Origin of the sequence: Microlunatus sp. Gsoil 973 (assembly GCF_009707365.1) — a bacterium.
Taxonomy (GTDB): Bacteria; Actinomycetota; Actinomycetes; order Propionibacteriales; family Propionibacteriaceae; genus Microlunatus.
This window is the reverse complement of sequence record NZ_CP046122.1, coordinates 3,797,229-3,811,095: the sequence shown is the minus strand read 5'-3', so window position 1 is coordinate 3,811,095 and position 13,867 is coordinate 3,797,229. Positions and strand designations below refer to the sequence as shown.

At 66.0% G+C, this 13,867-nt stretch carries 13 protein-coding genes and 1 pseudogene; 8 read left to right on the top strand and 6 right to left on the bottom strand.

Translation table 11 applies throughout. The annotated features are described in order from the left end of the window. Positions 1-115 precede the first annotated feature (115 nt). A complete protein-coding gene (locus tag GJV80_RS17935) occupies positions 116-775 on the bottom strand; it encodes a TetR/AcrR family transcriptional regulator (RefSeq protein ID WP_255455489.1) in 660 nt (219 codons plus the stop codon). A 126-nt stretch (positions 776-901) separates the two neighbouring features. On the opposite strand from GJV80_RS17935, the gene GJV80_RS17930 reads away from it, so the two are divergent. From GJV80_RS17930 to GJV80_RS17920, 3 genes are all read left to right on the top strand, one after another. Next, the gene (locus GJV80_RS17930) at positions 902-1,687 is read left to right on the top strand and encodes an SDR family oxidoreductase (protein WP_154689065.1); all 786 of its coding nucleotides are present in this window, start codon (positions 902-904) and stop codon (positions 1,685-1,687) included. A 53-nt stretch (positions 1,688-1,740) separates the two neighbouring features. Further along, positions 1,741-2,583 (top strand): alpha/beta hydrolase, encoded by an 843-nt coding sequence (locus GJV80_RS17925; RefSeq protein ID WP_230207821.1) that lies wholly within the window; start codon positions 1,741-1,743, stop codon positions 2,581-2,583. A gap of 189 nt (positions 2,584-2,772) precedes the next feature. Continuing rightward, entirely contained in the window at positions 2,773-3,222 is a 450-nt protein-coding gene (locus GJV80_RS17920) for a MarR family winged helix-turn-helix transcriptional regulator (RefSeq protein ID WP_154689064.1), read from the top strand. 170 nt (positions 3,223-3,392) lie between these two features. On the opposite strand, the gene GJV80_RS17915 is transcribed toward GJV80_RS17920, so the two are convergent. The 5 genes and pseudogenes from GJV80_RS17915 to GJV80_RS25185 form a co-directional block, all read right to left on the bottom strand. After that, positions 3,393-3,947, bottom strand: a complete 555-nt coding sequence (locus tag GJV80_RS17915) for a DinB family protein (RefSeq protein WP_154690360.1) — start codon at positions 3,945-3,947, stop codon at positions 3,393-3,395. Positions 3,948-4,038: 91 nt separating this feature from the next. Beyond that, positions 4,039-4,458 carry an arsenate reductase ArsC gene (locus GJV80_RS17910; protein WP_154689063.1) on the bottom strand — a complete coding sequence of 140 codons (420 nt, stop codon included), beginning with the start codon at positions 4,456-4,458 and terminating at the stop codon, positions 4,039-4,041. A gap of 6 nt (positions 4,459-4,464) precedes the next feature. Next, positions 4,465-5,568, bottom strand: coding sequence for an ACR3 family arsenite efflux transporter (gene arsB, locus GJV80_RS17905; RefSeq protein ID WP_154689062.1), 1,104 nt, complete (start codon positions 5,566-5,568; stop codon positions 4,465-4,467). Positions 5,569-5,572: 4 nt separating this feature from the next. Continuing rightward, positions 5,573-6,316, bottom strand: coding sequence for an NAD(P)-binding domain-containing protein (locus GJV80_RS24220; protein WP_230207820.1), 744 nt, complete (start codon positions 6,314-6,316; stop codon positions 5,573-5,575). A 592-nt stretch (positions 6,317-6,908) separates the two neighbouring features. Next, positions 6,909-7,046 (bottom strand): annotated as a pseudogene (locus GJV80_RS25185) (hypothetical protein); the annotation flags it as partial. 175 nt (positions 7,047-7,221) lie between these two features. On the opposite strand from GJV80_RS25185, the gene GJV80_RS17895 reads away from it, so the two are divergent. The 5 genes from GJV80_RS17895 to GJV80_RS17875 all read left to right on the top strand — a co-directional run bounded on the left by GJV80_RS17895 (position 7,222) and on the right by GJV80_RS17875 (position 13,770). Continuing rightward, a complete protein-coding gene (locus GJV80_RS17895) occupies positions 7,222-7,584 on the top strand; it encodes a helix-turn-helix transcriptional regulator (protein WP_230207818.1) in 363 nt (120 codons plus the stop codon). Between the two features lie 716 nt (positions 7,585-8,300). Next, positions 8,301-9,698 (top strand): FAD-linked oxidase C-terminal domain-containing protein, encoded by a 1,398-nt coding sequence (locus GJV80_RS17890; protein ID WP_230207817.1) that lies wholly within the window; start codon positions 8,301-8,303, stop codon positions 9,696-9,698. Continuing rightward, positions 9,698-10,912, top strand: coding sequence for an FAD-binding oxidoreductase (locus GJV80_RS17885; RefSeq protein ID WP_154689061.1), 1,215 nt, complete (start codon positions 9,698-9,700; stop codon positions 10,910-10,912). The genes GJV80_RS17890 and GJV80_RS17885 overlap by 1 nt, the downstream gene beginning before the upstream one ends. Before the next feature lie 42 nt (positions 10,913-10,954). Further along, positions 10,955-12,328, top strand: a complete 1,374-nt coding sequence (locus tag GJV80_RS17880; protein ID WP_154689060.1) for a heterodisulfide reductase-related iron-sulfur binding cluster — start codon at positions 10,955-10,957, stop codon at positions 12,326-12,328. After that, the gene (locus GJV80_RS17875; protein WP_154689059.1) at positions 12,325-13,770 is read left to right on the top strand and encodes an NAD-dependent malic enzyme; all 1,446 of its coding nucleotides are present in this window, start codon (positions 12,325-12,327) and stop codon (positions 13,768-13,770) included. The genes GJV80_RS17880 and GJV80_RS17875 overlap by 4 nt, the downstream gene beginning before the upstream one ends. Positions 13,771-13,867 lie beyond the last annotated feature (97 nt).

Genomic DNA, 13,867 nt, shown 5'->3' with positions numbered 1-13,867 from the left:
GCCGGGGACGACGGCTCTGATGGCGGGTGGTGGTGGCGGGCTGTCGTGACGAATTGTGGTGGCGGGTTGTGGTGACGGGTTGGGCAGCGTAGCGCGGCTGTCTTCACCACGGGCATCAGCTGGTCGAGGCGGTCCGACTGCTACCGGGTCTGTCGACGAGGGTCCACCAGCACTTCTCCAGTTCACCGGTGTTGTCGAGGCCTTCGAGTGATGCGGCCACGATCGCACCGGTGCGGAGCATGAGGAGGGTCTCGGCGGTGGCGAGGGGTGTCGGATGGCCGAGGTCGGTAAGGGCGTCCTTCATCTGGTCTCGGATCCATGCCCGGTGCTGGTGGATGACGACGCGGGCCGGGTGGTCGCGGTCGCAGAATTCTGCGGCTGTGTTGATGAATTCGCAGCCACGAAATCCATCGGCGGTTGTCGCTGAGGTGATGCCCGCTTCCACCGCAGCGAGCAATGCACGGGGTCCGTGTGTGCGGCGGATCTCTGAGAGTTCTTCGCGGTCCGCGCGGGCGCGCGCGGTCAGGAATGCGACGACGAGGTCACTCTTACTGGGGAAGTGGCGGAAGAACGTCATCCTGGCCACGCGGGATTCGGCGATAAGCCGGTCGACGCCGACCGCGCGGACGCCGACGCTTGTGAAGAGCCGCATGGCGGTGCCCAGGATGCGGTCGCGTGCCGGTGACGGGCGGGCGGCGCCCGATTCTGCGGGGGCTGCCGAGGAAATGGGTGATCCTCCCTTCCGGCTCTTGACCGGTGATGTCGCGCTGGACAATAATCCCCCATTGTAGATAGACGGATCCGTCTACTTGGCTCGGGGTTTCTGCAAGGTCGCCATCGGCGATCGGGCTGAACGGGCTCCCTGCGCAGTGTGCTGTGTATCGGGGAAGGGTCGGGGGCCATGGAACTTGGGCTGGCCGGGAAGTCGGCTGTCGTCACGGGAGCCAGCAAGGGAATCGGTCTTGCCATCACCCGCGCTTTGGTCGGGGAGGGTGTTCAGGTCACGGCGGGAGCTCGTACGTTGGGGCCGGACCTTGCCTCGCTGCAATCGGCCGGCGGTGTGGCGTTCGTTCCCGTCGACCTATCCACCCCGTCCGGCCCACAGACGCTTGTGGATCGGGCCGTCGAACTCGCTGATGGTCGGGTCGACATCGTCGTCAACAACGTCGGCGGGGTCACACCCCGGCCGGAAGGTTTCGCAACGGTCACCGACGATGACTGGTACCGCACATTCAACCTGACCTTTCTGGCGGCGGTCCGAACCATCCGCGCGGCGCTGCCGCACATGGCAGCCGGCGGCAGCATCGTCACGATCGGCTCGGTCAACGCCTACCTTCCTGACCCCTTGGTCATCGACTACTCGGCGGCGAAAGCCGCGCTGACCAACTTCTCCAAGTCACTGTCGAAGGAAGTCGGGCCGGCGGGGATCCGGGTCAACACGATCGGCCCCGGTCCGGTGGAGACCGACCTCTGGCTGGGTGAGCACGGCGTGGCCCAGACGGTTGGCCGGGACGCGGGACGGGCTCCGGCAGAGGTAGCGGCCGACGCCGCTGCCGGGTCGGTGACAGGTCGATTTTCCCGTCCCGACGAAGTCGCGGATCTGGTCCTGCTGTTGGCCAGCGACAGGGCAGCGAACGTGACCGGTGCCAACTTCACCGTCGACGGCGGATTGATCCCAACCCTGTAGTCATCCGTCCATCCAACCGATCCTGAAATTTCATCGTCCCAAGGAGTCTTGCTGTGTCTGATTCGCCTTTGTCCGGCAGCGTGCCGGTGATGTTTGTCCACGGTCTATGGATCCACGCGACTGCCTGGGCGCCGTGGCAATCCCTGTTCGAGGAGCACGGCTACACCACGTCGGCACCCGGGTGGCCCGGCGACAGCGCCACAGTGCAGCAGACCCGTGACCACGCCGAGCAACTCAATGGCGTCGGCATAGAGGCGATCTGTCGCCACTACGCCGCCCTGATCGATGCCATGCCGGCGCCTCCGATCGTCGTCGGCCATTCCTTCGGCGGTCTCATCGCCCAAGAACTCCTTGCCAACGGCTACGCGGCTGCAGCTGTGGCCATCGACCCGGCGCCGATCAAAGGCGTCAAGGCGCTCCCGTTCTCCCAACTGAAGTCGGGCTGGCCGGTGCTGAGCAACCCCGCCAACAGGAACAGAACAGTCGCGCTCACCCGCGAGCAGTTCCGCTACAGCTTCGGCAACACTCTGAGCGAGGAGGAATCCGACACCCTCCACGCGCAGTGGACGATTCCGGGCCCTGGCCGGCCACTGTTCGAGGATGCAACAGCCAACTTCGTGCGGAACTCACCTGCCGCCGTCGACACCCATCACGCCGAGCGCGGGCCACTCCTGCTGATCTCGGGCACAGAAGACCATGTGGTGCCGCAGAAAGTGACCGAAGAGGTCGTCAAGCTGTACGCGGACGGCCCGTCCCGAACCGACTACCGCACAATCGAAGGCAAGGGCCACTCATTGACCATCGACTCCGGCTGGACGGAAGTCGCACAGATCGCCCTCGAATGGATCGGCGCCAACGAGGCGAACGTCAACCGTACCGAAGAACCCGCTCGGTAGAACGCCACCTCGCGCAGCGCCGTCCTGGAGTGATCGTTGCATGAGCTCGTTGACCAGCGTCCTTCCGACGCGCCCCGTCGCTCCGGTGATGAGTATCATGATCAGCCAATCATGAACTGGTTAGTGATACAAGAATGACCGGCTAACGATCAGGCAGGCTGCAAATCGGAACCTGAGGAGGCAGATGCCATGCCGGAGTTTCTGGACCTTCACGGCAGGACGAACAAAGCGATCCGCGCCCTGGCCGATGCCGCCCTACAACGCCACGGACTGCACCTCGGGCAGGATCACCTATTGGCAGCGTTGTGGGAACGGGACGGTCAGACTCCGGGTGAGCTCGCTGCATTGGCAGATGTCAGTACGCCGGCGGTGGTGAAGATGGCCAACCGAATGTCTGAGGCGGGTCTGGTCAGGCGTGCTCGTGACGAGAAGGACAGCCGCCTCGTCCGACTGTGGCTGACCGCCAAGGGTCGGGATCTGCAGGGGCCGGTCGAGCGTGAGCGCACCGACCTTGACGATGCGCTGACCTCTGCTCTCAGCGCGTCGGACAAGCGCCGACTGCTGGAGATGCTCGAGATCGTCCACCGCAGCGCACAGAACCTGCGCGGAAACTACTCCGACAGGGCGCCGGACGCCTGAAGCCCGGACCGCTCAAGATCGTGAATGAGCGGCCACACGCGCCCCGGCCAATGCACCAGCGTAGGACGCCTCATCGGCACCCGGTACGGCGCACACCGGGCAGATGATCTTGTCGAAGGCGAGCCTCGGGTCGACGTCCCTGTCGCGCCCGCGCTCATATCCCACCGTGCCTACGGTGGCGGACCCGTCGGACTCCCGCCGGGAGACGTCGGCTCGCCCGGAGAGGTGGCGAGTTGGCGGCGGTGGTGTTGGTAATGCTGCGTCCCGTAGTGATAGACGTCCAGCACACTCATGGTCGACCGGAAGTACGGGTCCCACGAGATCGGAAAGGACATGCGCTGGGCGAGGCTGGCTTCCGACTCGGTTTCGAGCCGCCTCCGCAGTACCCGCAACGTTCGACGTAACAGCGCGAGCATGGCCGGAGGTGGCAGCACTTGGCCACCGCCGACGGATCCTAGGTAGTTGATGACGTGGAACGGACGTTCCGCGGCGTTCAAGGTCGCTGCGAGTCGGCGGCTCAGGCCAGCCCTGGCCAGGACACGCACCAGAGGCAGCAGAGTCCGGACGATCAGGTACCCGAAGACCATGTGAAACAGCAGCTGGCGGTTCGTCCAGCGGGTACCGACACTGCGTTGACGCAGCTGCCACGGCGTGAGGGTTCGAACCAGCTGCTCAAAGTCCGATTCGACCCGAACCAGCTCGCCTTCGACCTGGGCCCGATCCATCTGTGTCACCAGCAATGAGCATATCGCTGGGCGCCCTCTTGGGCCTTGAGACGGTGAGCTGCCCATGTCTCCGGACGTGTGCAAGCATCGTTCAGACCCGGCGCTGACTGGGTACCAGTTCTGCGATGAGGGTGAGCACGCGTCGTTTGATGTCGTCGCGGATGCGACGGACGGTCTCGATGGCCTGCCCTTGAGGGTCGTCGAGGATCCACTCCTCGTATTTCACGCCGGGGTAGAAGGGGCAGGAGTCGCCACAGCCCATGGTGATCACCCGGTCCGATGTCTGGACGGCCTGATCGGTGATGATCTTGGGTCTCTGGTTCGTGATGTCGATGCCTTCCTCTGCCATGGCTTGGACGGCGATCGGGTTGATCTTGTCGGCCGGTTCGGAGCCTGCGGAGCGGACCTCGATCGTGTCCCCGGCGAAGTGGCTGAGGTAACCCGCGGCGATTTGGGATCGACCGGCGTTGTGGACGCAGACGAAGAGAACAGTCGGCTTCGATCGGGACATGGACGACTACTTTCCGGTCGGGACGGCTGCGGCTGACGGCTTGTAGCGATGGCGGAGTCCGAGGGAGACGTAGACCAGGCCGAGGAGGGCGGGGACTTCGATCAGCGGTCCGACGACTCCTGCGAGGGCTTGGCCGGAGCTGAATCCGAAGGTGCCGATCGCGACGGCGATGGCAAGCTCGAAGTTGTTGCCGGCTGCGGTGAACGCCAGCGTGGTGGTGCGTTGGTAGGGCAGGCCGGCCGCTTTGCCGAGGGCGAATCCGCCGGCCCACATCAGGGCGAAGTAGGCCACCAGGGGCAGGGCGATGCGAGCCACGTCGAGGGGCTGGTTGGTGATCCGGTCACCTTGCAGGGCGAACAGGATGACGATGGTGAACAGCAGCCCGTAAAGGGCGAAGGGCCCGATCCTGGGCAGGAATCGGTGCTCGTACCATTCGTGGCCGCGGGCGCGTTCACCGTAGTGGCGGGTGAGGAACCCGGTGATGAGCGGGATGCCGAGGAAGATCAACACGGAGATGGCGATCTTTGCCGGAGAGACTTCCAGGCTGGCTTGTTCGAGGCCGAGCCATCGAGGCAGCACGGATAGATAGAACCAGCCGAGTCCGGCGAAGGCGATGACCTGGAAGACGGAGTTGATCGCGACCAGGACGGCTGCGGCTTCGCGGTCGCCGCAAGCCAGGTCGTTCCAAATGATCACCATGGCGATGCACCGGGCCAGGCCGACGATGATCAGCCCGGTTCGGTAGGCCGGCAGGTCGGGCAGGAGGAGCCAGGCCAGGGTGAACATCAGGGCGGGACCGACGATCCAGTTCAAGATCAGCGACAACGTCAGGGTCTTGGCGTCGCGGGTGACGGTGTCCAGCCGGTTGTAGCGGACCTTCGCCAGTACCGGATACATCATGATCAACAATCCGATCGCGATGGGCAGCGAGACCCCTTGGATTGCGACCTTGCTCAACGCGCCACCGAGACCGGGGATGAGCCTGCCGAGCAGCAATCCTGCGGTCATTGCGGCCAGGATCCAAACCGGCAGGAAGCGGTCCAGCCGGGACAGTCGCCCGGCCGGGGATGTGTGCTGGCCGACTGCTTGCGCAGATTGGTCGGTGGTCATGCGCTCAGTCGGTCGCCCGGCCGCCGGTGGCACCGGTGGTGACCAGCCCGGTCAACTCGACGAACTCCGGCTTCGCTGGGGCTCCTCCGCAGCAGTCCGGGGCCGGCACGTCCTCGACCGCCTGGGTCGCGGGTGCGTCACCGCAGCAACCACCCGCCGAGGCGTCGTCGTCGAAAAGACCGGCGCCGCCGCAGACACCGCTGTCCGGCAGCACCAAGCGGACATCGTCAGCGGCTGCCAGGTCACCGGACAGTGCGGCGGCGATCGAGCGGACCTGTTCATAACCGGTCATCGCCAGGAACGACGGCGCTCGGCCATAGGACTTCATCCCGGCGAGGTACAGGCCCGGCTCGGGTTGGGCGAGGACCCGATGGCCGTGCGGTTGGACCGAGCCGCAGGAGTGATAGTTCGGATCGATCTCCGGCGCCAGCTTGACCGGCGCCTGGAGACGGTTGTCCAACTCCAACCGAACCTCGGACAGGAACGTCATGTCCGGCCGGAATCCGGTCACGCCGACGATCTCGTCCAGACCGTCGACGCGGCTACCGTCCGAACCGATCAAGCCGACCCGCTCGGTGCGGTGGTCGCGATCGACGCCGACGGTGCGGAAACCGGTGACGACCTGGATCTTGCCGGCTTGGACTGCTTCCCGGACTCGGATGCCCAGGGCTCCCCGAGCGGGCAGCTCGTCCGCCTCGCCGCCACCGTACGAGCCACCGACCGAACCGCGGCGCACCACCCACAGCACGCGCGAATCCCGTGTGTACAAAGGGAGCTGAGGTCAGGGCGATCAAGGCGGTCAACGCCGACGCACCCGAACCGACCACGGCCGTTGCCCTACCCGAATAGCGGTGGGTATCGCGTTCGGGATCGGGCATCCCGTACAGAATCCGGTCGGCGGCTGCGGCCTCGCCCGCGGCCGGATAGCCCTCGGACCCGAGGGGGTTCGGCTGGGCCAGTGTGCCGGTTGCATCGATCACCGCGCGAGCCCGTATCCGTTTCACCGCGTTAACGCCACCGGCGGTTCGGGTGGCGACCTGGACGACGAACGGATGATCATCGCGGCCGGAGTCGACCAACAGGTCACGGTCCTCGCGGGCCACTCCGACCACCCGGTGGCCGAGCCGGACCCGGTCGTCCATCGCCGCCGCCAGCGGGGCCAGGTACCCGTCCACCCAGTCAGTACCGGTCGGGTAGACATCGCCGTCGGGGACTTTCCACCCGGACGGTTCGAGCAGGGCGCGCCCTGCGGGCGAGGTCAGCTCGGACCAGGGGGAGAACAGTCGCACATGGCCCCAGGAGCGGACAGCGGCGGCAGGCTGCAGGCCGGCCTCCAGGACCAGGACGTCCTGATCGCGGCCCACCAACTCGGCGGCAGCCGCCAGACCCACGGGTCCCGCGCCCAGCACGACCACCGGCAGACCGGAGTTGTCCAGCGCAGAAACGACTGGGGCAGTATCGGACGAGGACTCAGACATCGGATGCACCTCGATCGGAGACGTGATTAGATGGATGTCGATGCAGGCAAGCTTGCATGGTATATCGATAGTTGTCAATATTGATACGCGTCAATATCGAGGGTCGGCAACATCTCTGGCTGTTCAGCATCGGAGCAGCTGGCAACATCGGCAGCTGTCAAGAGGAAGGGTGACTGTGACCAACGCCTCCACCGAAGAGCTGCAGCTGGCCGACATGGCTGGTGCCGATGGTGCGGTGTGCGCAGCGTGCGCCACCGGTCAGGAGCTGTCGACGGATCAGGCCGAGGGTCTGGCCGGTTTGTTGAAGGCGTTGGCAGATCCGATCCGGCTGCGTCTGTACTCGCGCATCGCCGGGTCGGGCGGTGAGGTGTGCGTGTGCGACATCCAGGACGTGGGTGTCTCCCAGCCGACCGTGTCGCACCACCTGCGCAAGCTTCGCGAAGCGGGGTTGATCGACTGCGAACGTCGTGGCACCTGGGTCTACTACTGGGCCGTTGCGGGTCGACTCGACCTGCTCGAGCAACTTCCGCGCCGGTAACCATCGAACTCCGACACCTTCCCGACATCCCCAACACCGGTCGGCAACGGTCCAGATCCGAGCACACCCTGTTCCATGAGTGGACGATCGAGGACGCGTCGGCGATGCACGTCTACGAGCCGTTCCCGTCGCTCGTCACGGCGAGATCGAGCTGTCCGACGAACCAGGCTGAGGAGTTGAGATCTCCGAGAAGACTCTGCAGGGATGGATCGGCAAGTCTCGGCACTGTAGGAAGAAACGGGCGGCCTGGATTACCGGCGACCTGGCGACGACAACCCGACCGACGCAAGCATCGGTGCGCCCTCCTCGGCGTTGACTGGACGGCCGGAATGCCCTACATTAATTTCATTGGGCGGAGAGAACGTTCCAGAAAGCGGAATATCTCCGGACCGGCCGACCCTGAGGACGTAGCGGTGCCAGGCTCTCGACCCGACCCCGGACCGGGTTCTGGTCGGGTGTGGCGACGGGCAGCGAAGGGGCTGCACCGACGCCGATCCTGCTCGCTACCGCAGACTGATCAAAAGTAGGCTGATCACGAACCGACCCCAGCCCGATTGAGTTCACCACCATCCTGCTGCGAAAGGCACGCATTGCCCCATCCGACCTCCCACCCCGCGAGGGCCGCACAGTCGGACGGTGCGCAGCCGGCCGAGGTGATCGGCGGTATCGATGCGGCCAGAACTGCCTTCCTGGCAGCGTTTCGGCACGGTCAGCTCGTGACAGACGCGGTCGGACTGAAGGCATACGAGTGCGACGGGCTGACCGCTTTCCGGATGCGTCCGGCGCTGGTCGTCCTGGCCGAATCCACGCAGGACGTCGCCACCGCGGTCAGGATCTGTGGCCGGTACGGCGTCAGCTTCGTCCCGCGTGGCGCGGGCACCGGCCTGTCGGGCGGCGCGCTCCCCGGGCCGGACAGCGTCGTGATCAGCACCGCCCGGATGCGCAAGGTGCTGGCGATCGACGCCGACAACCGGCGGATGACCGTCCAGCCCGGGATGGCCAACATTGCCGTGTCGGCCGCCGCCGAACCGTACGGGCTCTACTTCGCGCCAGACCCGTCGAGCCAGATCGTCTGCAGCGTCGGCGGAAACGTCGCCGAGAACAGCGGCGGCGCGCATTGCCTGAAGTACGGCTTCACCACCAACCACGTCTACGCCGTGACCGTGGTGACACCATCCGGCGAAGTCGTACGGCTTGGTGGTAATTCGGCAGATCCGATCGGCCCCGATCTGCTCGGCGTGTTCATCGGATCCGAGGGAACGCTGGGCACCGTCACCGAGATCGTCGTCAGGTTGCTGGTCCGCCCCATCGCGGTCCGGACCCTGGTGGCCGACTTCGCGACCGCCGAACAGGCGGCCGACGCGGTCAGCGGCCTGGTCTCGCACGGCGTCATCCCTGCTGCGGTCGAGATGCTCGATCAACTGGCGATCTCGGCCGTGGAGACGGCCACCCATGCCGGCTACAGCCGTGACGCCGGCGCAGCGCTGGTTATCGAGGTCGACGGATTCGCGGCGGCCGTTGGTGAGGAGTTCGAGATCGCCGAACGGCTCTGCCGGGACAATCACGCCACCGGCATCAGGATCGCGCAGACCTCGCGCGAACGTGACCTGATCTGGAAGGGCCGCAAGTCTGCGTTCGCCGCCATGGGCCGGATCAGTCCCGCGTATCTGGTGCAGGACGGCGTCATTCCACGAACCCGGTTGGCCGAAGTGCTGACCCGCATCGACGAACTGGCGAGCTCGGCCGCCCTGCGGGTTGCCAACGTCTTCCATGCCGGGGACGGAAACCTGCACCCCCTGGTGCTCTTCGACTCCGACGACCCCGAGGAGACCGAACGCGCCGAAGGTCTCTCCACAGACATCGCCGAGCTCTGTGTGGCCTTCGGTGGATCACTCAGTGGAGAACATGGCATCGGCGCGGACAAGGCCTGCTCGATGCCCACGATGTTCTCCGCCGACGACCTGGACACGATGAAGCGGGTCCGGGTTGCCTTCGACCCCTACGGGCTTGCCAACCCGGACAAGATCTTTCCGACCCCGCGGCTGTGCGGTGAGAAGTCGGGCAAGTATCGACCGCATCCGTTGGAGACCTCCGGCCTGATCGGACGCGGCTGATGACTGTCGGCCCGGTCGCCGTCATCGATGATCAGCAGCGCCCGGCTGACGTCGAAGCCGCGGCCGCCCTGATGCGTGACAGTGCAGCCGAGCGGGCGTCGGTATTGATCAGCGGCGCCGGCAGCAAACTCGGCTGGGGCGGTCGGGTGGTCGCGCCGGATCTCAAGATCAACACCGGCCGGCTCGATCGGCTCATCGACTACCGGCCCGGCGACATGACAGTTGCTGTGCAGGCCGGCATGTCGCTGGCTGTGCTGCAACCGATCCTGGCCGAACACGGGCAATGGCTGGCCATCGACCCGCCCACCGAGACGGCCGGGGCGACGATCGGCGGCTTGCTCGTCTCGGGTGACGCCGGTCCATGCCGACTGCGGCACGGCACGCTGCGAGACCTCGCGATCGGCTGCACCCTGGTACTGGCCGACGGCACGATCGCCCGCGCCGGTGGCCACGTGATCAAGAACGTCGCGGGCTACGACCTCACGAAGCTGATGTACGGCTCACTGGGGACACTGGCGCTGGTCGGCGAGGTCGTGCTCCGGCTGAGTCCACTCCCCGCGGCGAGTCGTACGATCAGCTGCGCGCTGCGCCCGACTGGCGCCACCAGGGCGACTGCCGCGGTGATCGGATCCGGCGTCGAACCGAGCGCCGTCGAATGGCACGGTACTCCCTCCCATGCCGGAACCCTGCTGGTCCGGCTTGACGGAACAGGACGGACGATCGAAAGCGCCACCGCACACGTCGTAGCAGCACTGCGAGAGGTTGGGGTCGACGACCTGGACATCGTGTCCGGAAGCCCGTCACCCGACCGAGGAGGCGCAGTGCTCGCCGAAGGGCGCCCCGGACCATCGACCGTCCGGATCGGCGTGCTTCCCGATCAGTTTCCGTTGATCAGCCAGACGCTTGAGGGGCTGGCTGCCCGCCACGAATTGACCGCCTTCTTGATCAGCAGTACCGGACTCGGCCTGCACACTGTCCGGCTGTCCGGCCCGATCGCAGGACAAGCGGCACTGATCGACGAACTGGGGACAGCCGTGCAGCGGCTGGACGGGACCGTCGCGCTGCGCGATCGCGATGCTGAGCTTGATCGCGTACGCGGGACCTCCGCGCCGATGCCGCAGCCACCGCAGACCGCCGCCTTGCAACGGGCCGTCAAAGACCGTTTCGATCCCGATCATCGGCTGGCCCCCGGCCGCTTCACCCCCTGGTTCTGAGCCGACGAGACCAACCATGTCGATGCCCTGGAGGGACCCGCGATGAGCCGACCGTCCGATGTGTTCGTCAGCGAATCGATCCTCGACCGGCCGCGTGCCGTCTTCGATGATCATCACCCGCCACAGGAGGAGTTGATCTCCGATTGCGTGCATTGCGGATTCTGCCTGTCCTCCTGTCCTACCTACCAGCTGTGGGGCAACGAGGTCGACTCCCCGCGGGGGCGGATCTACCTGATGAAGGCCGGGAACGAGGGTACGGTCGAGCTCGACGACGCGTTCGTCCAGTCGTTCGACAACTGTCTGGGCTGTCTGGCCTGCACGACTGCCTGTCCCAGCGGTGTGCAGTATGACAAGTTGATCACTGAGGTCCGGCCGCAGATCGAGCGCAACTACCGCCGCGGGTTCGGTGACCGGATCTGGCGGGCGATGATCTTCGCCCTGTTCCCGCATCCCGAACGTCTTCGGGTGGCCGCCATCGCCGGGGCGGTGTATCAGCGCACACTGCGCCCGGTCCTTGCCCGAGGTGGGCTGCTGGCCCGGCTGCCGAAGAAGTTGCAGGCGATGGAGGCGCTCCTGCCTCCGGTGCGGGTCGGGGACATCACGGCCCGTCTGCCCGAGCGCTCTTCCGCGATCGGTCAACCCCGGCGACGCGTGGGGATCGTCACCGGATGCGCACAGCAGGTCTTCTTCCACGACGTGAACGAGGCGACGGTCCGTGTCCTGGTCGCCGACGGCTGTGACGTCTTCGCACCCGCCGCGCAGGGATGCTGCGGCGCCTTGTCGGAGCACGTCGGACGCGAGGAGGTGGCGTTGGACCAGGCCAGGAAGCTGATCGACGCCTTCGAGCCGCTCGGCCTGGATGCCATCGTCACCAACGTCGCCGGCTGCGGGGCCAATATCAAGCAGTACGGCCACCTGCTTCGTGACGACCCGGCCTACGCCGAGCGAGCCTCCGTCTTCTCGGCCAAGTGTCGCGACATCTCCGAACTGGTGGACGAACTCGGCCCGGTCGCCGACCGGCACCCGATCAAGGCTACGGTCGCCTACCACGACGCCTGCCACCTGGCGCACGGGCAGCAGATCCGGACCCAGCCGAGGGCGGCGCTGGGAACGATCCCGGGACTGACGGTACGCGACATTCCGGAGTCGGAGATCTGCTGCGGATCGGCCGGAACGTACAACTTGACCAACCCCGAGCCGGCCGAGAAGCTCGGCCGTCGGAAGGTCGCCAACATCATCACGACCGAACCCGACCTGATCGCGACCGGCAACGCCGGCTGCCTGCTGCAGGTGCGCCGCTACCTGGCCGAGCGGGATGATGCCGTTCCGCTCTACCACCCGATCCAGCTCATCGATTTCTCCATCCGGGGTGTGCAACCGCCGATGGACCCGCCGAAGAAGGGTGCTGGGCAATGAGCACCGCTCCGTCCGTATCGAATTCGATCACGGTCCGCCTCGAGGTGCCCGCGGGGGGATCTTCGGTGTCGGCACTGACCACCGCTGTCGAGCAGGCCGGCGGCAGCATCACCGCGCTCGACGTGACAGCGTCGGGGCATCAGCGGCTACAGATCGACGTAACGGTGGCGGCCAGGGACACGACGCATGCCGACGAACTGGTCACTGTGATGCAGGCAGTCACCGGGGTGGTGATCGGCAAGGTCTCCGACCGGGTGTTTCTTGCCCACATCGGCGGCAAGATCACGATGGACGGCAAGCGGCCGATCCGCAACCGCGATGATCTCTCGCTGGTCTACACGCCTGGTGTCGCGCGGGTTTCGACTGCGCTGGCAGCGAATCCGGACGATGCGCGGCGGTTGACGATCAAGCGGAACAGCGTTGCTGTGATCTCCGATGGGTCAGCGGTCCTCGGCCTCGGCAACGTCGGTCCCTATGCCGCCCTGCCGGTGATGGAGGGCAAGGCAGCGCTCTTCAAACGGTTCGGTGGGATCGACGCCTGGCCGCTGTGCCTGGACACGCAGGACACCGAGGAGATCATCTGCGTCGTGCGATCTGTCGCCCCGGGCTTCGCAGGCATCAACCTGGAGGACATCGCTGCACCGCGCTGCTTCGAGATCGAAGCCAGACTGCGCGAGGAACTCGACATCCCGGTGTTCCACGACGATCAACACGGGACGGCGATCGTCGTCCTGGCCGCACTGATCAACGCCCTACGGGTCGTCGACAAGCAGATCGACGACGTACGGATCGTGATGTCGGGTGCGGGGGCGGCGGGAACGGCGATCATCAAGCTTCTGCTCGCCGCGGGCGCACAAGACCTTGTTGTGACCGACATCGACGGGGTCGTGCATGCGAGCCGCGAGGGAATCGTGGGTGAGCTGCGGTGGATCGCGGAGCACACGAATCTGGTCGGCCTGGATGGCACCATCCACGAAGCGATCGTCGGCGCGGACGTCTTCATCGGCGTCTCGGCGCCGAATGTGATCACGGGTGATGATGTTGCCAAGATGGCCGATCGGTCGATCGTGTTCGCTCTGGCGAATCCTGATCCGGAGGTGGATCCGGCGGAGGCGCTCCGGTATGCGACTGTGGTGGCGACGGGGCGGTCGGACTATCCGAACCAGATCAACAACGTGCTCGCCTTCCCCGGCGTGTTCCGGGGCCTCCTGGATGCCCAGTCCAAGGAGGTCACCACGCCGATGCTGGTGGCTGCCGCCCACGCCTTGGCCGGTGTGGTCAAGGACGAGGAGTTGAACGCCGCGTACATCACACCGAGTGTGTTCCACGCCGACGTGCACACGGCGGTGGCCGCTGCGGTCAGAACGGCCGCTGGCGGCCCGTTCGAACCTCCCGGAGCCTCTGAGATCGACGATGAACGCGTCGTTGCTGCTTCGTTGTGATCGATCGCCTGGCGCTGCAGTCCGAGGGACAGGAGTGAATCAGAAGGTGTGACCTGCCCACGGCACGGCAGGGAAGTCGACCGACGGCCGCTACGCG

Bases quoted from the DNA above. Each gene is read 5' to 3' on its own strand.
- GJV80_RS17930 (WP_154689065.1), top strand. From the start codon at position 902: ATGGAACTTGGGCTGGCCGGGAAGTCGGCTGTCGTCACGGGAGCCAGC.
- GJV80_RS17920 (WP_154689064.1), top strand. From the start codon at position 2,773: ATGCCGGAGTTTCTGGACCTTCACGGCAGGACGAACAAAGCGATCCGC.
- GJV80_RS17915 (WP_154690360.1), bottom strand. From the start codon at position 3,947: ATGGATCGGGCCCAGGTCGAAGGCGAGCTGGTTCGGGTCGAATCGGAC.
- GJV80_RS17910 (WP_154689063.1), bottom strand. From the start codon at position 4,458: ATGTCCCGATCGAAGCCGACTGTTCTCTTCGTCTGCGTCCACAACGCC.
- arsB (WP_154689062.1), bottom strand. From the start codon at position 5,568: ATGACCACCGACCAATCTGCGCAAGCAGTCGGCCAGCACACATCCCCG.
- GJV80_RS17885 (WP_154689061.1), top strand. From the start codon at position 9,698: ATGACTGTCGGCCCGGTCGCCGTCATCGATGATCAGCAGCGCCCGGCT.
- GJV80_RS17880 (WP_154689060.1), top strand. From the start codon at position 10,955: ATGAGCCGACCGTCCGATGTGTTCGTCAGCGAATCGATCCTCGACCGG.
- GJV80_RS17875 (WP_154689059.1), top strand. From the start codon at position 12,325: ATGAGCACCGCTCCGTCCGTATCGAATTCGATCACGGTCCGCCTCGAG.